Genomic DNA, 22,162 nt, shown 5'->3' with positions numbered 1-22,162 from the left:
ATTTATGAAAAACTTACAATTTCTTTTTTTATCAATTCCGTTCGTTTTGATTTCTATGTCAGGTTTATTCGCGGAATCAAATTCTAAAATGACTTCTTGTTCTAAAGACATGGAAAAATTCTGCGATCATCGTAAAAGCGAAGGTCGTTTATCTCAAATGCAATGTTTGATGGAAAAAGAATCAGATCTTTCATCTACTTGTTCCGATTGGTTAAAACTCAAAAAAGAAGAAATTAGAAAAAGTTCAGAAGAATGTTCCGAAGATAGAAATAAATTCTGTAAGTTCGTAATTCCGGGCGGAGGTAGGATTTTACGTTGTCTAATGAATCATGAATCGTCTCTTTCTAATTCTTGTAAAGAAATGATTCAAAAACATTTACCTTAGATAGAATTGTAAATCTATATTAGAGTTGTTGAGAAATGAATTTTCCATCAGTTTCTGTTTTACAGAAACAGTCGACTGAAGCAGTTTTGTTAATTGTCGCTATGGAATTTTTCAAAAACTCTATTTACAAAATATAATATAATTTTAATATATTAACTTTTTTCTACTGCTTCCCTTGAGAAAAGTTAGAGCGGTACAAGTTGAGAAAACTTGATTATTAAAAATTTCACTTCAAAATATAGATTTATAATAGTTTTTAAGTTTTCGGACAAGTTCGTTATGCTGTAGTAATTCAAAAATCATACTACATACCGCTGTTCTTTATTCGAATTTTAAAAACCTACCAGTTTGAATAAAGTTTAAAGAAGCTTGTTGTACTTCCGCAGCATCCATTATAAAAGTATGCGTTCTATTCACTAAAAGAAAATCTTTCATATTAGCTAATCTACTTTTATCAATCGAAACCCTACCATCGTCATCGTCGGGTATAATCATTGAAGAAATCGGATCTAACGTTGAATTTCCTATGATTACTCCATATTCATAATTTGGAAGTTCAAGAGAATTTACAAAACTTGTTTTATCAGTTCTCAACTCCTTTAACATTGGACCCAATAAACAGTTAATGAAAGAAAACTGAGAAAGAAAATCTGCAACCTCGCTACCTTTATTTGGAGGAGCAAGCATAACAATTCTTCCAAGATTTTCTAAATGATACTTTCCTAAAAAGTATCGAACTATCACTCCACCTGCAGAATGAGTAACAAAATGAATTTTATCATGATTAACACATTTCAATTTGACCGCTGGCAAAACATAAATATCTGAAATTTCTTCAATCCGATTTACTCGAGAAACATAATCAATATAATGAACCGAATAACCGTATCTTAAAAAATAATCTCCTATCCTTTTCAATTGAGACGATGATCTTAAAAATCCATGAACAAATAAAATACATTCACTTGCTTTCTCCCCACGTTGTTCTCTCTCGTCCTTGCTAAAAATACTTATTGAATAAAATATGATCACTATATAAAAAGTGTTTTTCATACAATGAAATGGTTTTATTAAAATGCAAAACAACAATTTCAACGTCCCTGAACTTCCTTCAAAATAGTGGACAAAGTCGTGCAAAAGGATAAAAATATAGCCCACAAAATAGCCAATCATTTTTAATATACATTAGCATATTATAATAAAATTGCTTAGTAACCTAAATTCTTTCGGATCTTTTCGGGAATATCTTCGAAACGTTTGTATTTATGTTTTTTTCCGTCTGGAAAAATTACGTAATATACTCCATTCAAAATTTCCATATAATATTTCCCTGCTTTTTTTTCACCTGTGGCCCTGTGATCCATTTCTTTGACCATTCTTTGATAACGGGAGGGAAGAGTCTGCCAAGAACCATAAACTTCAATTTCACCGCCTGCGTTTACTGTATAAATTCCATTCTCGTGCATAATCTTAATTCCATTATAGTCGAATACTTCTAAAACATTCGTTTTGGAATTTTTACTTTCTTCCGAATCAGAAATTTGATTGATAGAAAAATTTAAATCTTCTTTAGGAAGTGAGTATTTTACGATCGAATTACCAGTGTTTTTTTCTTTTCTTCTTACAAAAAGAAGAAACAAATAAATAAAACCCGCAAATAAAAAACTCAATACAAAAAACCATTCTGCCGGTTTCATTTTATTGCCTCAATATCTAAACTCAATTGACTTACATGTAGTCGGAGTAGCATCGATAGAAGTAGAAGCCCAAGATTCACAACTTACAGCAAGGACTGCATTCACACAAAAATCTATATCTTTTTTTCTAGAACGTCCTGGAACAAACGCAGTAAGCCTCCGGTTTGAATTACAAATTACGTCCTTTGATTCATAAGCGGAAATTAATTTAGTATTTGCATCTTCAAACGAATAAAAATCCGCATCTGTATTTTTTTGATAACATCCAATACTTAAGAATAATATCAAAATAAGAATGGCCAAGCGAATTTTTATTTCTGTTTTGAACCGAATTTTTTGTATCATACATTTCCTAGGTATTTTAGGAATTTCTAATAAAATGAATTTTTTATTGAAAAAAGTCGCCAAACAACAATTTCATGCAAAAATTTAAGATTAAAATTTTCTAATTTTATAGAAGTTCCTTTTCGTAATTTTTAGCAAACCAATCAATTAACAATTCTTAGAATAAAAAACTCAAAAGCCTAACCTATACTGTTTAAAACGAGAGAATTTTTACAGACCCTCTGTTTTATTCAAAACTTGCGGTTATGATTTATTTTACAAGTTCTGAAATGGTCCATAAGACATGTATTTTGTGTAAGTTTCCACATCTCAAAAAAGATCAAATCGTAAAGAACCGTTTCAAATTTCAAAACCTATCTTTTTTCTCATTTTTAGAGGAATCTTTTCGTTCACAGGAATTCGAACTGAACCAAAAATTGTATCATATTCAAAGTTTCCTTGAATTTTAAATTCAAGTTCTTTCCCCGCCAACCCCGCTTGCAAAATTCCTAAAACGACTTGTAAAAGATTACGATCCATCTTTTTTTCAAAAAGAGTTTCTACTTGTAAATCTACAGTTTTCTTTTGAAGAGCCGGAATGATAATTTTTTCTTCGGATTGTATTTTAGCCAATAAGAACTCTTTTTCAAAATTATCAGGAACTATAAAAGAAAGATCAAACTTATGAAGAGTTACCTCAGTTTCATTAGGATTTTCAATTTCAATCTTCGTTAAAAAAACGACCTTCGGAACCGATGGAAAAGAAATCCATTCCGCCTTTTGAGTTTCTAAAGATAATACCTGAAATTTACATTTTTGAAGCGCTTTATAATTTTCTTGTAAACTTGAACAAGAATAAAAACAAACCAAAATTAAGTATAAAAAAATCAAACGGAGTTTAGAGCTTTTCAAAATTTTAATTCCCTTCCGCAAACGTAGTTTGAATCAATACTTTTCCTTTGGTCATGTTCACGGCATAGTGATCGATCGCTTCGATCGCTTTTTCCAAAGGAAATCGAGAAGCTATATCCGTTTTTAATTCCTTTTTTGCTAAAGATCTCAGTTCTTTTGAAAGTTTCCAGATCTTATATGGGGTTTGTTGCGGAACCCAAGTAGATAACCAAAATCCTTCTAACTTCTTATCCTGAAATATCATCATTCCTGCATGGATTGGAATCTCTTTTTCAGAAAGCGCGCCGTAAACGATGGCTCTACTTCCATAAGGCATTGCTAATAAAACTTTGGAAGTTAATTCTCCCGCAACTGCATCCAGACATACGGTAGCGTTTAAATCTTTAGAAAGAATTCTAAGTTGTCTTTCAAAGTTAGAAGATTCTGAATTTAGAATATATTCTGCACCAATCTTTTTTAAGACCTCTTCTTGTTCCGGCTTACGAACAACATTGATCACTTTCATTCCTTTACGAGCAGCAATCCCTACCACCATCTTTCCTAAAGCACTCGCTGCGGCCGTTTGGACTAAAGCTTTAACTCCTAGGCTTTGTATTCTTTCCACCATTGCAATTGCAGTAATTGGATTCACATACAAACAAGCTCCTTGCTCTAAAGAAAGATCTTTTCCAATCGGAAGACAATTGAATGCATCTGTAATCATATATTCGGCATAGACCCCATCTCCTCTACCGGAAGCGGTACAAGCAACATTCTTTCCCTTTAGATAAGACGCGTAAAACCCCCCTCCGGAAGAAACTACATTTCCGCTTCCTTCAAAACCGGGAACCACCGGAAGTTTCTTTTTGATTCCATAAAGACCTCTCATAAACATCAAATCAGAAGGATTGATCGAAGCAGAATGCATACGAATCAACACTTCTCCTTTTTTTAGAGGACGAATCGTTTTTTCCACGATATTAGCTCTGTTACGATTTTCGCTATATTCCCTAAGTTCTAATGCTTTGTACGTTTTTGGAAGGTTCATTGGTTTTCCTTAATGATTAAATGTTCTATCTTTTGGATTTGTTCGGATTGTATATAATATTTTAAGAATGTATCTACATCTTCCTCGGTTTTTAAAGAAAACCATCTGCCTTCCGGATAACTTACTTGAACAGGACCTAACTCACATCGATCTAAACAACCCGCTCTTTGAATTCGAACCTTACCTTCGATTGAAAGGTCTTTCATTTTTTTCTTGAGCGAAGCCAACAATTGAATGGAACCAGAACGACCGCAAGAAACCCTTTCCCCTTCGGCTCTCACGTTCTCACATACAAAGACGTGTTTAGTATAAAAGTTGGTCATCGAATAATAACCTCGATTTTTTATTTTTAATACGATTCGATTTTAGAACGATTTCATAATCCGCTATAGCAAAAAGAACCATTCAAAAAACATCATACAGATATAATTTAGAAACAATTTTAAAAAGTTGTTATTTTATATTTAAATATTTTCCAAAAATTTGTAAGCCTTTTTTAAGAAACTTTTAATCAATTCTTTAACCAAAAAGGATTATGATAGTAACTTGTCATTCTGAATAATTTTGATACGATTTGCTTCTTTTCAATACTTAGAAAAGATAAGAATCGTCTTTCAAGAAATTCCACAAACTTAGGATTTGTTTTTTCAAAAACGTATTTTTTGGATTTAAAACGATTCCGTATTTACACCAAGATTTTTTCAGGAATCATAGACTTAAATTTATAAGTTTCTTTCTTGGAGATTGGGAGAATGAAAAAATTTTTAATCTTATCAATTGGTATTCTTATCTTTTTCTCGTCCTGTAAAAAACTCGCTCCCGTTGTGACGGAACGAGAAAAGGATATATTACAGCAAATTCTTATGGAAAACGAATCCATTCATAAATTCTTAATGAAGGAAGAAGAAAAAATTCCAGACACGAGCCAATTAATCGCCCGCGTAATAGAACTCGTTTCTTTAAACGGAGGGTTAAAGCATTTGGCCGAAAAAATGCAGAATTCTTTGAAAGACAAAGAGACACAAGACATAGAAAAATTTTTCCAAGCCTATTCTTCTTTCTCCGAAAATCTTGCGGAAAGTCTAAAACTTGCAGGGGGAACCGGAGTTTTCAATCGTTTCTACTGCCCTATGGTAAATAAAACTTGGGTAAGTCAGGGAACTAAAATTCAAAACCCTTATGCTCCCGAAATGAGAGATTGTGGAGACCTAGTACATTAAACGTGGAAGTTTGCCTGGATAAAGAAATTAAAACTCGCTGTAAAATCGGTGTCTCACTTGGAGAGCCATGCCCTGCCAATTGTAGACAAAATCTACTTCACAACGAATGGAGTTCTAAAATTAGAGAGTCCTGCATCGCAGGCGAAAAAATGAACGCTTTTGCGGAAGGAAAAGCTGGAATTAACGTAGGAACTTCCGCATTTTTACAGGCTCTTCCATTTGTTTTGGAAGAATTCATTTCTAAGGGAAGAGTTTATTTAGAAATTCTAATATACTTCCTTTCCATCATAGAACCCGAAAAAGTAAAAGAAGTTATAGATTCATTTAGCAATAAATTACTCTATAAAATTATAATTTACGAATATAATATATACCAACAAACCGAAGACGAAAGAAAAAGCCTAAAAAAGAACGCTTCCTTTTTGGATTTAAGGGAAAACGCATATTGGGGTTCCTTATCTCCTCAAAGAATATGTAGTTTTATAGCATATTGTCTTAAAGAAGCGAAAGACCCGGAGTTTGCTTCTCAATTTTTAACCGTCTTACCACCAGAAGCGGTTTCTGATCTAAGAAATATAGCGGGTTTAGATGTCGAAGAAGAAAAAGAACTTTATCTTTCTCTTAAAGATGGAATCTACGAACTACCGATTCAAATCCCTGGAATCTATCGACATATTCTAAGTTTGTTCGAAGACGACCCAGAAATTTTTTTGATCCTATCTACCATGGAGGAGCTAGTTTTGAGAAAACAGCAAATCATAGAATCCTCTCATGCAATTCTTGAAAAATACAATTCCGGTAAACTCAATCACCAATCCTTATTTGGAGATTTATCCGTCTTAGAACCCGAAATTTCGATGGAGATCTTAGGAATTTTTGAAGAGAAAGGAATTTTGGGAAGGTCGGAAAAAAATCTTATCAAAGAACTTCTTTTCAAACATAAACACCTAAGAAGTGAAATTACTTAAAAATTCCTTTATATTTCAATCCATCCGTCCAGATAGGAAATACAAGTTCCTCCGATACGGACCCTTTCTCCTAAATCTTCGCAAAAAAGTTTTCCGCCTCGAGCAGAAGTTTGATACGCCTTCATTACTTTTTTACCCAAACGCTCGGACCAAAATGGGATGAGAGTACAATGTGCGGAACCGGTTACAGGATCTTCATATAAACCCACAGCTGGAGCAAAAAACCGAGACAAAAAATCGTAAGAACCGTTTCCCACACAAGTAGCAATGATACCTAACGTGTTTAATTCTTTAACTCCTTCCGCGGAATATTTTAACTTTTTAAGTTGGTTTTCATTTTCATACAAGAGCATATAATCTCTAGATTTAAAAACCTCTTTTGGAGGTATAGAAAATGAATTTAAAATTTCTTTTGGAGTTTCCACTTTTTCAGGTTTTCGAGAAGGAAAATCTAAATAAAGAATATTCTCTTTTTTGAATACATTCAATTCTCCGGATAAGGATTGAAAACTTAACTTATCTCCCACCACTTCACCTTCTCGAAAAAGATGATAGGCCGCGGCCAAAGTAGCATGACCACAAAGATCCACTTCACTTAAAGGTGTAAACCATCGAATCCTATACGATTCTCCTTCGAATACAAAAAAGGCAGTTTCACTCAGATTATTTTCCGACGCAATCTTTTGCATCAATTCGTCCGAAATCCACTCCTGCAATGGACAAACGGCTGCAGGATTTCCTTGAAAAACTTTTTCCGCAAACGAGTCGATTTGTTGTATTCTAAGTTTCATAAAAACGGTCTTGAAGCGCTCCGGTATAACATTTGAGTTTGAAAATAAATTAATTGAAATCTATTTCGCAAACTTTTAACAAAAAACGTGAAAATAGCAGTTCCTACAAAAACCGTTTCTTTCGCTAATTTAACGTAAGTTCGGCGTAAGGAATTCATTTTTCTGAAAAAGATTGGGATCTGAACTTTACGGATCAATTCCTGAAATGTGGGAACTCATACTGTTTAAAAATTTGTAATGTGACTTAATTTGTGGGAACTACCGCAAACCGTGATTTTAAGAACAAATTCTTAAATTGTAGAAACTTACATTTTTGAAAAACCATTTCTCATTTTCTTAAGCGACTTACAGTAATTTATGCGCTTCCAGCAGCTTCTTACGTTGTTAGGTTTTGTATGAATTCCCGCTAAAATTGTCGTATTGTAGGATTTACAGTTTTTAGTGTTCTTTTGTTATTATAATTTCTGTATCAGTTCCCATTTTTTCAAGACACAACTATAAAACTTTTATTTATAATCATTTGTATATTCAAGAAACATAAAACGATATAAATTCAATGCGAAATGGATCATGCGGAAAAGCTCAGCAGAGCAATCTTTCAAACTCAGCGTCTCACTTCTACATTAGAGTTGTTGAAAAATTCCATAGTCCAGATTAACAAAACTGCTTACATTGACTATTTCCATAAAACAGAAATAGATGGAGAATTCATTTTCAACAACTCTAATGTATTGTAACTAAAAACGAAGTATTAAGTTTCTTTCATACAATTGATTGACCAGAGCTAAGAACCGGGTTCCACTTGTTTGATTCAAATTTGTTTTTGTCCAAAGCCAAGTCCTATTCAATAACTTTGAAACAAACTAAGAACTTGTCCTAAAAAATCAAAATGTGGGAACTACTGCATTTTATTAAAAATTTCTAAAGAATTATCTCGTAAAATTTCCTTGAGGTCTTGAAACAAACTCAATAAACGACTCTTTCTTCTACTTGATATTCTTTAAAAAGACTTTTCTGATTTCCTAATTCGCTTTGAAATTCCACCGGGTATTGAGCCGTAAAACACGCGTTGCAAAACCCTCCACCTTTATGATCCATTACCGCGCGGTTCATAGACTCGACTGAAAGATAAGCAATACTATCCACTCTTAAATACTTTCGAATTTCTTCGATCGTATGTGTCGCCGCAATCAATTCATTATGAGTTGGAATATCAATTCCATAATAACAAGGGGAAATCGTAGGGGGCGCTGAAACTCTGAGATGAATTTCTTTAGCGCCCGCGTTTCGAATCATCTTAATGATCTTTCGACTCGTGGTTCCTCTCATAATCGAATCGTCAACTACGATCACCCTTTTTCCTTCAACTACGTTTCGAACAACGTTGTATTTTATCTTAGCTCCAAAATCCCGAATTTTTTGATCGGGCTCAATAAAAGTTCTACCGATGTAATGAGAACGAATCAAACCGGACTGATAAGAAATTCCGGATTCTTCTGCATAGCCTAACGCGGCTATATTGGCCGAATCCGGAACCGGAATTACCACGTCCGCTGGAACGGGCAATTCTCTGGCTAAAAACCTTCCTAAGTTCTTTCGAACTTTATAAACCGATTCTCCAAATATAGTGGAATCAGGTCTTGCGAAATAGATATATTCAAAAATACAAAGACTCGGAGAAGCTTTTGGGAACGGATAGTAAGAATTCACTCCATTTTTATCAACTACGATCATCTCGCCCGGTTCCACATCTCTTTCATATGTTGTATCCGTAATATCAAACGCACAGGTTTCCGAAGCAAACACGATCGATCCGTCTTCTCGACGACCCATCACCAAAGGACGAAAGCCATTCGGATCTCGGACTGCAATCAATTGGGTTTTTGTAAGAATTACGAGTGAATAAGCGCCTCTTACTTTTTTAAGAGCGGAAGAAAGCGCCGAAAGAAAGTCCGTTTCTCCCGAACGAGCCATTAAATGAACGATTACTTCGGAATCGATCGTGGTCTGAAAAATACTTCCTTCTTTTTCAAGTTGGCTTCTAAGTTCCCAAGAATTGACCAAATTTCCATTATGAGCCAAAGAAACGGCTCCTAAGTGGGATTCGACTCGCAGAGGTTGAGCATTTCTTAAAAAAGAAGCACCGGTTGTAGAATATCGATTGTGACCGATAGCCGCGTTTCCTTGTAGTTCCTTTAGTTTAGTATCCGTAAAAATATGAGCCACCAAACCCATTCCAGCATAACGATATAGATGTTCCCCGTCTGAAGAAACGATCCCGCTCGATTCCTGACCCCGGTGTTGCATCGAGTAAAGACCTAAATAAGTGAAATTAGAGGCTTCTGATGAATTAAATATACCAAAAATCGCACATTCCTCTTTTGGTTTGTCATCCTGGGCTTGTCTTCTTATTCTGGATTTATCGGGAATTCGACTCATTCTCTGCCTTCTTAAGCTTAAAATCTCAGGTCGCGTTTTTCATGCAAATAAATTCCGATTACATAGTCATTGACACAACTCGAAGCCTACAACTAGTCCTCATTAATTTGAGTCAGGCAGACTCTATCTCTGTAGATACAGAGTCCTCAGGTTATTATACGTATTTTTCCAAGGTCTGTCTGATTCAAATTTCCGCAAAAGGAAAAAATTACATCATTGATCCTTTAAAGTTACAAAATTTAGAAGGTCTTGGAAACTTATTTGAAGATAAAAAAATTCTAAAAATATTTCATTCTGCTATCGATGACATCAAAGCCCTCAAAAAAGATTTTGGTTTTCAATTTCAAAATATCGCGGATACAGGATTCAGTTCTCGTCTTTTAGATCACGAACAATATTCCCTAACGTATCTTGTGGATTACTATCACAAGATTAAACTTTCCAAAAAAGAACAAAAATCCAATTGGGAAAAAAGGCCCCTTGAAAAAAGCCAACTTCAATACGCAGCCTTAGATACGGTTTATCTAGAAACAATTTGGGAAAAAATGAGGGAAGAGCTTATCAAAAGAAATCTTTATGAAGAAGCAATTTCTGAGTTTGAAAAGATCGCCACTGAAGAACCAGGCCCCGAAGGAAATTCGATCTCTATGGATAAGTTCCCGGAGATTTTAGAATATAGCGCGGACGAAAGAAGATTTATATATGACACGTTGGTTTTCAGAGACGATAAATCCAGAAAGTTAAATAAGGCACCTTTTCGAGTATTCAATAATGAGAAAGTAGTTCTACTCGTAAAGTCCAGAAGAGATATGAACAAGTTAACCGAAATTGTAGGTAAAAAAGACGCGGAAACACTCTTTCAGATCTATACAAATCCAAGTGGACCTCCGATCCAAAAGTCAGAACTTTTTAAAAAACCGGGAGAAAATCTGACAAACGAAGAAGGAGAACGTTTCAAACGTCTAAGAATTTGGAGAGAGACAATCATGTCGATACGAAGAATGAGTCATCAAATGTTACCTTCTAATAAGATGATCGCTGAACTCTCTCAAAAAAATCCAAAAACTTTAGACGAATTGAGGGAAATGAATCTTTTTTCCGAATGGAAAGTGGTACACTATGGACCGTCTATATTAGCGGCTTTAGAAAACGTACCTTACGAATCGAATATCAAAGGTTTGATTCCGATTAATAAAAAGTTCGAATCAATAAATTCTAATATTTGAATATAATTTAAGAATGCGATTGGATTTTCAATCACTCAAAGAACGGCTTATAATACCTCAGGAAAACTTTATAGGAATTCCGGTTCCGCCGATCGGACAAGAAAAATCCAGGGCTTCGTCAGTTATTCTTTCCATTTATGAAAAACCAAATCTAAATCAGGGAATTATACTTCAAAAAAGAAATTCCAATCTAAAAGCACATCCAGGACAAATTTCTTTTCCGGGAGGAGCTTATTCCCCAAAAGATAAAAATCTTTTAAATACCGCACTTAGGGAATGGGAAGAAGAGATGGGCGAATCCAGTTCTTTTCTGGAAGTTTTAGGAGAATATCATGGAATCTTTACTTTTACTGGGTTTCATATTTCTCCGTTTATCGCGCGTTACAAAGGATCCTTTCTATTTAATACAAACCCGGAAGAAGTGGAAAGTTCCATTTTTTTGGATCTAAATCTTCTGGAAAGTTCTCCGTTTTATTCGATTCGAATTCGAAGATCCGGTGGAAATGAAATAGAAATTTATTATTTCGACTTAGAAGAAGGATTACTTTGGGGAGCCACCGGAAGAATCATCGTAAATTTTTTGAGAGAACACGCGAACTTTAAAAGAGAGCCTATTTTTGTAGAACCGAATTTAAGCAGCCCACCCTTTTTCGACCCATCTCGCAAATTTTCAAAAAAGAATTAAGAGTTTCTTCGAAAGGCCTAAACGATAATTTTTTAGAAGTTTTTAATAAAGTGCTAGAGTTCGACATAAAAAAAATTTTTCTAAAAGTATGTACTCCTACAATTTTAAAATTAAAGCTATTGAAAATTTCATAATTCAGCTTAACAAAGCCTGCTTCAAGCGACCATGAAACAAAAATAGATGGAGAATTCATTTTTCAAAAACTCTATCTGTTTGTAAAACCGTGATTTGCAGTAGTTCCCACAAACTATGTCGTATTGTATGATTTATAGTTGTGTACCATTCTTTTGTTATTATAGTTTTTGTATGAGTTCCCACACTTTGTAGGACTAAAACGTCTCGTTTCTATGAGGTTCGAAACGGCAAATACAAAGAGACGGTTTTTATGGAACTACTGCAATGAACCCAAAATGTTTCACTCACAAATTCAAAAAGAAACATATTTTGAAATAAAAACTTAAAAACATTTTTTTCTTCATCTTAGTACGCAGCGTAGAAATTGTGGATAAAATGATTCTCGAAAAATTTCAAATTTGCCGATCATTTTAATAAGACATAAAATCGGCAAATCAAATAGAAAATCATCCGATTTTATATCAAATGAAAATATAAGTCACTTTGAATCATTTTCTAAAAAAACTGATTTGAAAATCTTAGAACGTAGGAATTCACATAAAATTGTGAATCACCAAATTTCAAGATAAGTCTCAACAGAAAAATTAAATTTTTCTAATACTGTAATCATAAAGGAAGTAAAAACAATGAAGATTATCAAAAACTTATTTCAAAAGGAAATGCGTAGTTCGTTTTTAAAGGAAAGTTTTCAAGAAGAAGAATGGTATCAATCCTTGGTAAACCGTCCTGGAATCGAAGAAAGAATTCCTTATTTTAAGACTAAAGCTGAAAGTAAAAAAGCGGCAGTCGTTGTAAGATGAACCCGGAAGAAAAAGCTAAACTCTTAGAAACCCTGGATTTGATTCTGAAACACCTCCAGAGTCAAAGTTCCAATTCCGGATCCGACTACAAAGTAGTTCTTTATTTAGTTCCTATCTTTGGAATCGTATTTGGATCGGCTTTATTGTTTTTTGTTTTTTATTGGTGGTATAGACAAAGAATCGAAATTATCAAAGCAGGACTTTATAAAAAAGAAACTTTCGATCTTAGAACCTATTCTTTCTTTTTAGGTTTAATTCTTACCTTTGTAGGAATTGCACTTTCCATCGGATTCATTTCCGTTTTAGGACAATCACTTGCAATGCTCGGCGGACTTGTACCGCTTGGAACCGGTCTGGGATTACTTTGTTATTATAAATTTTCTAGATCCTGATGGGGGAGCCTATCCTATGCAACCAGGAAGACTGGGACTGCATTCAAAAAGTCTTACACGGCGATTTCAATTCCTTCGAACTGTTGATGAATCGTTATCAAGGTTTAGTTTATTCTCAAGCGATCAAAGCATTTCGTAACGAGACCGAAGCCGAAGACTTTACGCAGGACATTTTTTTAAAAGCCTTTGAAAGTTTATCTACGTTTCAAGGTAAATCCCAATTCTCTACTTGGTTATTTGTAATCGCTCGTAATGAAATTATTCGAAAATACCGCAAAGAACACCCGGAAATTTCTGGACTAGACGCGCTTATTTTGGCAGAAAACGAAAAAGAAAAACAAAGTGAAATTTATTCCGAACAGGAATCAAAATTTTTAAAACAGGAAAACTCAGAAAAAATTAGAAACCTAGTGGCAAGGTTGCCAGAACTTTATCGAAAGCCGATTACACTTCACTATTTTGAAAATATGTCTTATAAAGAAATTTCTAAAAAATTAAACTTGAAAATGAACACTTTAAAGAGTTATATTTTCAGGGGTAAGGAAATCATGAAAGATTGGTTAAACAATGAAAAAAAAGAATGATTTCGTTCCGGCAGAACTCGAGGAAAAACTTCATTTTTTCGAAGACGAAACTCTAAATTCTCAAACAAATACTCCCGTTCCACCAGACTTAAAGCGTAGAGTAATGTTACACATTGTTCCAGTACGCCATATTAAAATCATATTATCCGGTCTGTTCCTTCTTGGATTTTCTCCTCTATCCGTTTTATTTTTTCTGGATATTGGATTTTTGATACAAACAGGTATGCTCGCTTTTATTTTAATCACGAGTAGTATTCTCTTTTGTGTTTTCGCAATTTTAACCGGAATCTATCTTGTCCATTATAGAAATCCATATACTAAAGAATGGAAAAATAAATTAGGCTTTTTTGAATGAATCCAATTACTTTTAAAACTTCTATTTTTTCCTTTTTGATCTTTTTCGTTTTAGCCACAACAAACAACGCTTTTGCGGATACAACTTCAAAACCCACAATGAGCGCGAAAGAATATCTCAATTCGGACCTTGACCGAATTTTTCCTTTTCTCCAGAAAATGAAAAAAGAGGAAGCCGCAGTTTTAATCAGTCAAATCCGAGAAGAATCTAAAAAAGAATGGCCTAAAGCAGACAACTTTTACTTTTTAATTTCCCATTTGGAAAGTATCAAAGCAATCGAAGAAGAACACGAAAGATTAAAGAGTTTAAATGAAGTTTATTTAATAGGCGCTTTACTACTTGGCGGATTTTTGGTTTTTTCCATTTTCCGTCAACGTACTCTCATTCGAAAAATCAACGCTCAGGTAGATGATAAAAATTAAAAGAACTGCATTAGAGTTGTTGAAAAATGAATTTTCCATCTATTTCTGTTTATGGAAGCAGTCAATTCAAACGGTTTTATTAATCTAGACTATGAAATTTTTCAACAACTCTATTTTACAAAAAAATTCTAAATAACGTAAGTTCAGTGTAAAAAACATTTCCTAAAAGTTTGTTTTACAGTGAAAAATAAAAACAAATATAAGGACTCCCAACAGCAACTGTCGTATTGTATGATTTATAGTTTTTTAGTATTCTTTTGTTATTGTAGCTTCCGTAGTAGTTCCCACATTTTTGTGAAACTTAATCTAGTCGCTCAAGGAAACTCAGCGTCTCGCTTCTGGAAACTCAATGCATCGCTCCCTATGAATCGCTTCTACAGGTTTTAAAGTAAATTCTTTTGTTCAAAAATGTATAAACGTGTTTGGCAGGCCCGATAGACATAAAACTATAACATATAGCCGTTTTCAAACGACTCAATTTCTGTAGTTTGTAATTTTTTCGTATTTCAATTGTAACGAATTTCTGGAATATTAAGATGATAGAATTTACCCGGTACAGTCTCGATTTTTTAAAAAGAAAATCAATTTGTAAAGAACTGTGATACACCGTCAAAAAAGTACAGGAATCATGAAAAATCAATCAGGGAACCCAGGGCAAAAAGTTCTCGTCGTAGACGATGAGGAAGATATAGCCGAGCTGATCCGATTTCATTTAGAAGAAAACGGCTATCAAGTAGATACATGCCAAAACGGATTAGAAGTACTTCCAAAATTGGAAAAAAATACTCCTGACTTAATCATCTTAGATCTTATGCTTCCCGGAATCGGAGGTATGGATCTCTGTAAGAAGATCAAAGAAAAATATTCTATGCCGATCATTATGGTTACCGCAAAATCTGGAGAAACCGAAGCGGTTCTCGGTCTGGAACTAGGAGCGGACGATTATGTTCGTAAACCATTTAGTACAAGAGAATTAATCGCCAGAGTACGTTCCGTTTTAAGAAGAATCAAAGAAGAAGAACAAGATGAGTTCGAAGGAAACATTACGATTGGAAATATTTTTCTCAATCTGAAAGCACATAAGGCTTTTATAAACAACTCCGAAATTGATCTAACTTTAATAGAGTATAAAATTCTAAACCTTTTTATGACCAATCCAGGAGTCGCCTTTACCAGAGACAAACTACTGGATAGGGTTTGGGGAAAAGATATTTACGTTACCGATAGAGCGGTAGACGTAAATATCAAAAGATTACGAGATAAACTCGGAGACGAAAAGGAAAGATTAGAAACGATACGCGGAATCGGCTATAGATTCAATGAGGCGTAGTTTATTTTCAAAACTTCTTCTTAGCAACTGGCTCCTTTTACTTGTACTTCTTGTAGTCGCAGGTATTGCTCTTTTTGTAGAGAAGTTCGTTCATTCCGATTTTAAAATTCTTCTGTTCTCCTTTTATGTACTTTTTGCGATGTTCGGTACATTTTACATGTCCTACTCAATCGCTAAAAGTGTTGTTGAACCATTAGATCGAATCGAAAAAAAAACCGGAGAAATTAACGCGGGCGACTTCGGTTCCGAGTTGGCACTTTCCGATATTAGAGAACTTGCAGACCTTGCATCTTCAATCAACTTAATGTCTACAAGACTTAAAAATCAATTTGTGGACCTTACGATAGAAAAAGAAAAATTCGATTCCGTTTTACAAAATTTAAAGGAAGGAGTTTTTGCAATCGATCCGGAAAACGCTTCTATTCTTTTTCAAAATAAAAGTGTTCCAGGATCTTTAATCGAACCAAATTCAAGATCCAGAAAAGTAACCGATGCAACTAGAGATTCTAGACTTTTAGAGTTTGTATTGAATCATCTTAAAGGTTCCGGTGATTCTAAAATGGAACTAGATCTAGGGCAGAATTTTTATACGATTAAGATGTATCCTCTCAAAACAAATGGTAAAATTCTAATGTACATTGGAGTGATACGAAACATCACAGAAGAAAAACAATCTCACATCATCCGAGAACAATTCGTTCAAAATGCTTCTCATGAACTCAAAACTCCCATTACATCCATTAAGGGATATACGGAAACGTTACTCGATCGTCTACGTCTTTCGCCCGAAAGTCACGAAAAAAGATTTTTAGATGCAATTTCTAGAAACACCGATCGTATGGTTCGGATCGTGGAAGACATGCTCACAATTACACGGATCGAAAACCAAACCAAGATTTCAAGCGAAGAAGAATTCTCTTTAAAATCTCTCGTAGAGAACTTAAGTTATACAGTAGAAGGAGTTGTTTCATCCAAAGGTCAGAAGTTTGTAGTTGAGATGCCCAATCCTTTGATGATTTCTGCGGACTGGATCCTTTTAGAACATATGCTACTCAATTTAATTTCAAACGCATCGTCTTATTCTCCCGAAGGAAAAACAATCACTCTCAAAATTCTACCCATCAAATCGGATCAGGTTCAATTTCAAGTAATCGATCAAGGAATTGGTATTCAAGACGAGGATAAGATTCGAATTTTCGAAAGATTCTTCCGGGTCGATAAAAATCGTTCTAGAAAAGAAGGTGGCACGGGTTTAGGTCTTTCTATCGTGAAACATATCGTTAGGCTTCATCACGGTTCTGTTAAAGTTTTTGATAATCCGGAAGGTGGAACCATTTTTTCAGTTACAATTCCCACACGTTACCAAACCGAAACATCCTGAATTTCTTCTTTTCGACAGAGATAATTTTCCAAATATAGATCCAATCGACTCACTGAAGGATCTTATTCATGACCATGCCTAAAGGATTTTTATCTTTTGGAATTAATATCGGTATCAAAGACAATACAAAAGACTTCGGCGTAATTTATTCCGAAGTTCCGTGTAGGGCAACTGCCGTATTCACCAAAAACAATTTTCCAGGGGCCCCGGTAATCGTAGGCAAAGAACACATTCAATCCGGAGTTCTTCAGGCAATTGTTATCAATTCTAAAAATTCAAACGTAGCAACCGGCGAAAAAGGAATCCAAAACTCGAGAGAAATTTGCAAGGCAATTGGAGAATCCCTTGGTATCAAAGAAACGTTAGTCCTTCCTTCCTCTACGGGTGTAATCGGAGTTCCTCTTAAAATGGAAATCATTTTACCCGCTTGCAAAAGAGCAAAATCTCTTTTAAAACAAGAGAACTTGGAAGAAGTTGCCGAAGCGATTATGACCACCGATACTAGGAAAAAAATTTCTTTCCGAAATATTAAAACGAAGTCTGGACAAGGAACAATTTACGGAATTGCAAAAGGCGCCGGAATGATTGAACCAAATATGGCGACTATGCTCTGTTATATTCTTTCAGACGTTTCACTTCCGGAAGGAACCGATCTCTATTCCGTTTTAAAATCTTCGGTCGATCAAAGTTTCAATTGTTTAACAATCGACTCAGACACTTCCACGTCCGATACGGTCGCATTGCTTTGTAACGGTTTATCTGGAGAAAGTTCCGTTGAAAATTTCTCTAAAGCTCTTACCGAAATTTGTATCGATCTTACTAAACTTATTGCAACAGATGGAGAAGGTGCAACCAAACTGATCGAACTTACGATCTCAAACGCTAAAAGTGAAACACAAGCAAGAAAAATCGGCAAATCCATTCTCAATTCTCCTTTGGTTAAAACTGCGATCTACGGCGGAGATCCTAACTGGGGAAGATTGATTATGGCAGTGGGTAAGGTTTTTGACGAACCCATTCCATTCGAAGGTCTTCAAATTTATTTCGGAACACTTCCGGTCAAAGAAGCAAATCCAGAAACTTTAAAAAAGCTTTCTGAATATTTAAAAAATAATACTGAAATTTCTTTAAATGTAGTGTTGAATGTTGGGACGATTTCCATGAAATTTTGGGGTTGTGATTTTACAGAAAAATACATAGAAGAAAATGCTTACTATACTACCTGAAAATAAAAATACCAACAAAGGATTTAAAGAAACATTCCGTTCTTTAATTACAGATTATTATCTCATTTCCACAATTATCAATTTATTCGCAAAAGGAAGTTCGGTTCTGATCGCGTTGGGAATTTATTTCTTTATTCTTTCCACGGTTCCGAGCGCAATCGAATACTACATGGAAGTAAGTCTACTTTCTACTTTGATGTTTGCGGTTTTTATACTATTCCCGCTCCAAGAAAAACTTAGCGGTAAACTTAAGTCTATTCTAATTTCTGAATATTTAAGCGATGATCCACGCTCTTCCCGATTGGCTTATAGAAAATTTGATCATGAAGGTTTAATTAAGAACGTTTTTCCAGACTTAGTAAGATTAACCGAAAGTAATTACGGAAAGTTAGCATTGCTAAACAACGATTTAAGAACTTTTGAACTTTATACTTATGCAAAAAAGAAACAAAGAAAAGTAATCACTCATGACGGAATCAATCCAGATTCAAAACTCTTAAAATACATCTTGAACAAAAAAAACGGAGTTATCATTGGAGAACCGGACCAGAATCACGAAATCAACGAGGATTTTGTAAGCCTCAGAGCAAATTTTATATTACCTTTTGTTTATAGAGAAACTCTTTTTGGTTTTTTGGCCGTATCTAACATTCCCAAAGATTCAGTCAAGCAAGATCTAAGTTTTCTTTCTGGAAAATGTGGGATCGCGGTCCACAATCATATTCTTTCCTCTCAAGTTGCGGAAAATAAAAAATACAGGAAAGAATTGGAAACGGCTGGCAAAATTAGAAAATTTTTAGAAGCAGCAGAACCGCCAATGATCGGAACGATCCGTATCGAAATTCTTTCCAGAGAACCTGGGGAACTTGTTGAATTTCTGAATTCGGAAGGAGAAGAAACGTTTTTTATCATTTTAAAGTTAGGAGTTACAAATCAAGTTTCTGTATTAGTTCTTTGTTATATATTAGGAACTTTATATTCCGCTAGAACCTCGAGGTCATTTCAAAGCCTAAACAATATCAAAAATCTGGTGGAATCCTATTTAAAAGAAATCTCCTGGAACGAAGAATACGATTTATTAGTAGGAGTCATTAGAAAAAGCGAAAGTACAATTTCTTTAAAAGCCTCTGGAAAAAATTTCAAAGTTCATAAAAATTCAGACTTTAGTAAAAACTTACTTTCAACCGGTTGGGAAGTAGAAGAGAGTATAGAAACAGATCCATTGGTTCTTACTTGGAAAAACCGCACGATGATTTCGATTCACGATTTGAGGTTTCCATCGTGAGAAATATACTTTTACTTTTTATATCACTGATCCTACTTAGTATCGTTTTATTGATCGGAGTTTTACAAACTTCTTCTGAAACTTTAAAACCACCTTTTTATTATTACCCAAACGGAACGATCATTCAAAGCAGCGAAGAGTTTCCAAGTATTTTAGGAAAGAAGGTAGATCTTTTAGAACTGGAAATTGCAATCAAGATGGCCGAGTCTGGACAATCTTATGAAAATGGAATACACGTTTACGATAAAGGAGTAAGCGAAACGATTCCAGTAATTCTAGCACCTAAATCTTATTATTCGGTCGTTAAGGAATTCACAAGAGACATTCTTATATCGTTGTTATATTTATCTGTCGCGATTTGGTTTTTCTTTTATACAAGAGACCTTTACATGCTTTTGTTGTTTGGGTCCTTATCTTGTTTGAGTTTATTCAACTTCTTTTTGGTTGGATTTCACGAGTTTCACTTCTTATTTTTCTTTTTTCTTTATTTTACCGCATTCGTAATTTTGAATATATCTTTCAGGCTTAGAGGAAAGGAACTTCCTATCCGTTGGTTTGCGCCAGAAATTATTTTTTCTTTGATTGCCGGTTTTGTGGGCAGAACACAAAAAGCTGATCCGCATATCTTTGGAATACTCGCCACAAACGGAGTTTATTTTATATTATTTAGCTCCGTGATCTGTATTTTTTTTCTTATAACGGATTCGATACGAAATCTTTTTCCAATTCAGAGTTTATTTAAAAAGTTAAGTCTGATTTTAGCATTCAGTGCAATTTCTATTCTACCTTTTATTTCCGTAGAATTTTCGGAGTTCATCTCTCCCGATTTTTCTAAACTTATGATTTTATTTGCGTTTCTGATCTTTCCCGCATTGATTATTTACGGAACCTTTACATATTCTATTGTTCCCGTTCAAATCGCATTTAGTTCTTCTCTCACTTCCATTTATCTAATTCTTATATTAGCGGGTGGTTATTTGTTTTTACTAGGAGCGTTTTTTAAATTCGATCCGATCGCAACAGATAAGTATTTAGAAGAATTTAACGTTTTATTTCTTTGTTCCAGTATTTACACGATGAGTTCTATCAACAGACGTCTTTCTAATCTTGTAGATACTTGGAGTTTTAAACGAAATCAAAGGTTACATTCCGCCATGGAAACTATTTCCGCTATGATTAGTGCTCCAATTTCAATGAGAGCTACCATCAACAACATGATGAGAAAAGTTTCGGAAGCTCTGGACATTTCTAAAATCTTAGTTTTAATACCTGCGGATAAATTCCCCAGAACCGATCTGAAAAATATCAACTTCATCCGAATCTCTTCAAATTCCGAAATATGGCAGTATTTTGCGACAAATACGGAAGTTACGGTCACTACACATCTTGCCTATGGACTCGGAATCCGAGAATCAGTTTACAAGTTTCTACATAATTCAGGAGTACAACTTACATATCCAATTTTCAATTATTCCAGAGGAAAAGAAGTTTTAGCCGTATTTCTTGTGGGAGAAAAGAAAAACAGAAAAAACTTCAATTTAGGAGAACTTCATTTTTTAAAAGAATGTACTCGAATGGCTTCGATGCTTTTACAGAACTACACTTTATTAGCGGAAGAAGTGGAGAAAAAAAGAATCGTTCGTGATCTTAATATGGCTTCGATCATCGATAAAACACTTCATGTAGCTGAAAGTAGACATATCGAAGGAGTTAAGATAGGATTTTTTTCCATACCGGCCGTAGGAATCTCAGGCGACTACTTAGATATTCAACAATTAAATTCAAATACGATGTTGTTGGCTTTAGGAGACGTTTCAGGTCATGGATTAGGAACTGGTTATCTAGTCAGTGCAATCAGAGGTATCATACAAAATCAAATTCGAAAAAAATCGGACTTATCTACAATATTCAAAGTAATTAATTCGTTTCTAATTGAAAGATATAGAGGAAGTGAGTTCATGACTTTCATTTGTGGAGAATATAATTCCCAAAAAGAAACGTTTCATTACATCAATGCAGGTCATTCTTCTCCGATTTGTATTCGAAAAGATGGAAAAATAGAATTAAGATCAGAAACTCAAAGAGTTTTAGGCGTCTTACATACAGAATATAAACACTTAACGATTCCGATTTACTCTGGTGATAAATTAATTTTATTCACAGATGGAGTTACAGAAACGTTCAACGATAACGAAGAAATTTTTGGAGATGAAAACTTTTTAAATCTTTTAAAGAATAATCATCACTTAGATCCACAAGATCTATCAGATCTTGTACTAAAAACGATTCAAGAGTTTCGTGGTAAGAAAGATCCTAGTGATGATTATTCTTTCATCTGTATTGAAGTGAATAAAAATCACGATTCAAATCGGTAAGATAAATAAATTAAAAAAAAATGTAAAAAAATATTAAAACACTTTACATTTTTATCTTGATCCATTAATTATGTCTCTAATCACGGCGTTAAGCTTTAAGATTACTTAAAACTCAACGTTAGTAACACGGAGGAATAGTCAATGGTTGCAAAAAAGAAAGCAGCAAAGAAGGCAGCTAAGAAAAAAGTTGCAAAGAAAAAAGC

Annotated in this window: 23 protein-coding genes; 15 read left to right on the top strand and 8 right to left on the bottom strand. The window is 34.3% G+C overall.

What is annotated here, in order from left to right:
• Positions 1-4: 4 nt before the first annotated feature.
• Positions 5-385, top strand: a complete 381-nt coding sequence (locus LEP1GSC059_RS17210) for a hypothetical protein (protein WP_002176438.1) — start codon at positions 5-7, stop codon at positions 383-385.
• Positions 386-706: 321 nt separating this feature from the next.
• Here LEP1GSC059_RS17210 and LEP1GSC059_RS17205 read toward each other — a convergent pair whose 3' ends face one another.
• The 6 genes from LEP1GSC059_RS17205 to LEP1GSC059_RS17180 form a co-directional block, all read right to left on the bottom strand.
• A complete protein-coding gene (locus tag LEP1GSC059_RS17205; protein WP_017213804.1) occupies positions 707-1,438 on the bottom strand; it encodes an esterase/lipase family protein in 732 nt (243 codons plus the stop codon).
• A 155-nt stretch (positions 1,439-1,593) separates the two neighbouring features.
• Entirely contained in the window at positions 1,594-2,082 is a 489-nt protein-coding gene (locus tag LEP1GSC059_RS17200) for a hypothetical protein (protein WP_002176889.1), read from the bottom strand.
• Positions 2,083-2,091: 9 nt separating this feature from the next.
• Complete coding sequence (locus LEP1GSC059_RS17195) at positions 2,092-2,427, bottom strand: LIC13255 family lipoprotein (protein WP_002176865.1); 336 nt, start codon at positions 2,425-2,427, stop codon at positions 2,092-2,094.
• A 339-nt stretch (positions 2,428-2,766) separates the two neighbouring features.
• A complete protein-coding gene (locus LEP1GSC059_RS17190) occupies positions 2,767-3,318 on the bottom strand; it encodes an LEA/WHy family protein (protein ID WP_002176884.1) in 552 nt (183 codons plus the stop codon).
• A 4-nt stretch (positions 3,319-3,322) separates the two neighbouring features.
• Positions 3,323-4,345: a zinc-binding dehydrogenase gene (locus tag LEP1GSC059_RS17185; RefSeq protein ID WP_017213802.1), complete on the bottom strand. Its 1,023-nt coding sequence runs from the start codon at positions 4,343-4,345 to the stop codon at positions 3,323-3,325.
• Complete coding sequence (locus LEP1GSC059_RS17180; RefSeq protein WP_002176903.1) at positions 4,342-4,668, bottom strand: (2Fe-2S) ferredoxin domain-containing protein; 327 nt, start codon at positions 4,666-4,668, stop codon at positions 4,342-4,344. Before LEP1GSC059_RS17180 ends, LEP1GSC059_RS17185 begins: the two co-directional genes overlap by 4 nt.
• 429 nt (positions 4,669-5,097) lie before the next feature.
• Here LEP1GSC059_RS17180 and LEP1GSC059_RS17175 point away from each other — a divergent pair, with 429 nt between their 5' ends.
• Entirely contained in the window at positions 5,098-5,565 is a 468-nt protein-coding gene (locus LEP1GSC059_RS17175; RefSeq protein ID WP_017213801.1) for an LIC13259/LIC11441 family protein, read from the top strand.
• Entirely contained in the window at positions 5,544-6,533 is a 990-nt protein-coding gene (locus LEP1GSC059_RS17170; protein WP_017213800.1) for a hypothetical protein, read from the top strand. The genes LEP1GSC059_RS17175 and LEP1GSC059_RS17170 overlap by 22 nt, the downstream gene beginning before the upstream one ends.
• Before the next feature lie 8 nt (positions 6,534-6,541).
• Here the strand turns inward: LEP1GSC059_RS17170 and LEP1GSC059_RS17165 are convergent, their stop codons facing one another.
• Both LEP1GSC059_RS17165 and purF read right to left on the bottom strand, forming a co-directional pair.
• On the bottom strand, positions 6,542-7,324 hold the full coding sequence (locus LEP1GSC059_RS17165) for a PhzF family phenazine biosynthesis protein (RefSeq protein WP_017213799.1): 783 nt from the start codon (positions 7,322-7,324) through the stop codon (positions 6,542-6,544).
• Positions 7,325-8,290: 966 nt separating this feature from the next.
• Positions 8,291-9,763: an amidophosphoribosyltransferase gene (purF, locus tag LEP1GSC059_RS17155; protein ID WP_017213797.1), complete on the bottom strand. Its 1,473-nt coding sequence runs from the start codon at positions 9,761-9,763 to the stop codon at positions 8,291-8,293.
• A gap of 41 nt (positions 9,764-9,804) precedes the next feature.
• Between purF and LEP1GSC059_RS17150 the strand changes: the two genes are divergently transcribed.
• From LEP1GSC059_RS17150 to LEP1GSC059_RS17100, 12 genes are all read left to right on the top strand, one after another.
• A complete protein-coding gene (locus LEP1GSC059_RS17150) occupies positions 9,805-10,989 on the top strand; it encodes a ribonuclease D (RefSeq protein WP_036057886.1) in 1,185 nt (394 codons plus the stop codon).
• Positions 10,990-11,002: 13 nt separating this feature from the next.
• Entirely contained in the window at positions 11,003-11,674 is a 672-nt protein-coding gene (locus LEP1GSC059_RS17145; RefSeq protein WP_036025415.1) for an NUDIX hydrolase, read from the top strand.
• Positions 11,675-12,435: 761 nt separating this feature from the next.
• A complete protein-coding gene (locus LEP1GSC059_RS23785; RefSeq protein ID WP_002153648.1) occupies positions 12,436-12,609 on the top strand; it encodes an LIMLP_16695 family PerRB-regulated protein in 174 nt (57 codons plus the stop codon).
• Positions 12,606-13,001, top strand: a complete 396-nt coding sequence (locus LEP1GSC059_RS17140) for a hypothetical protein (RefSeq protein WP_002176868.1) — start codon at positions 12,606-12,608, stop codon at positions 12,999-13,001. Before LEP1GSC059_RS23785 ends, LEP1GSC059_RS17140 begins: the two co-directional genes overlap by 4 nt.
• Complete coding sequence (locus tag LEP1GSC059_RS17135; protein ID WP_017213795.1) at positions 13,001-13,585, top strand: RNA polymerase sigma factor; 585 nt, start codon at positions 13,001-13,003, stop codon at positions 13,583-13,585. The genes LEP1GSC059_RS17140 and LEP1GSC059_RS17135 overlap by 1 nt, the downstream gene beginning before the upstream one ends.
• Positions 13,569-13,940: a hypothetical protein gene (locus tag LEP1GSC059_RS17130; RefSeq protein WP_002176875.1), complete on the top strand. Its 372-nt coding sequence runs from the start codon at positions 13,569-13,571 to the stop codon at positions 13,938-13,940. The genes LEP1GSC059_RS17135 and LEP1GSC059_RS17130 overlap by 17 nt, the downstream gene beginning before the upstream one ends.
• Positions 13,937-14,362 carry a hypothetical protein gene (locus LEP1GSC059_RS17125; protein WP_017213794.1) on the top strand — a complete coding sequence of 142 codons (426 nt, stop codon included), beginning with the start codon at positions 13,937-13,939 and terminating at the stop codon, positions 14,360-14,362. The genes LEP1GSC059_RS17130 and LEP1GSC059_RS17125 overlap by 4 nt, the downstream gene beginning before the upstream one ends.
• Positions 14,363-14,990: 628 nt before the next feature.
• The gene (locus tag LEP1GSC059_RS17120) at positions 14,991-15,692 is read left to right on the top strand and encodes a response regulator (RefSeq protein ID WP_002176915.1); all 702 of its coding nucleotides are present in this window, start codon (positions 14,991-14,993) and stop codon (positions 15,690-15,692) included.
• Entirely contained in the window at positions 15,682-17,073 is a 1,392-nt protein-coding gene (locus LEP1GSC059_RS17115) for a HAMP domain-containing sensor histidine kinase (RefSeq protein WP_017213792.1), read from the top strand. Before LEP1GSC059_RS17120 ends, LEP1GSC059_RS17115 begins: the two co-directional genes overlap by 11 nt.
• Positions 17,074-17,147: 74 nt before the next feature.
• The gene (argJ, locus tag LEP1GSC059_RS17110) at positions 17,148-18,299 is read left to right on the top strand and encodes a bifunctional glutamate N-acetyltransferase/amino-acid acetyltransferase ArgJ (protein WP_017213791.1); all 1,152 of its coding nucleotides are present in this window, start codon (positions 17,148-17,150) and stop codon (positions 18,297-18,299) included.
• A complete protein-coding gene (locus LEP1GSC059_RS17105; RefSeq protein ID WP_002176880.1) occupies positions 18,280-19,584 on the top strand; it encodes a hypothetical protein in 1,305 nt (434 codons plus the stop codon). Before argJ ends, LEP1GSC059_RS17105 begins: the two co-directional genes overlap by 20 nt.
• Positions 19,581-21,959 carry a PP2C family protein-serine/threonine phosphatase gene (locus LEP1GSC059_RS17100; protein WP_002176885.1) on the top strand — a complete coding sequence of 793 codons (2,379 nt, stop codon included), beginning with the start codon at positions 19,581-19,583 and terminating at the stop codon, positions 21,957-21,959. The genes LEP1GSC059_RS17105 and LEP1GSC059_RS17100 overlap by 4 nt, the downstream gene beginning before the upstream one ends.
• The last annotated feature ends 203 nt before the right edge of the window (positions 21,960-22,162 follow it).

This window comes from Leptospira noguchii serovar Panama str. CZ214 (assembly GCF_000306255.2).
Classification (GTDB): domain Bacteria; phylum Spirochaetota; class Leptospiria; order Leptospirales; family Leptospiraceae; genus Leptospira; species Leptospira noguchii.
Note: the sequence above shows the minus strand (reverse complement) of the source record. Positions and strands in the feature narration are given on the sequence as shown.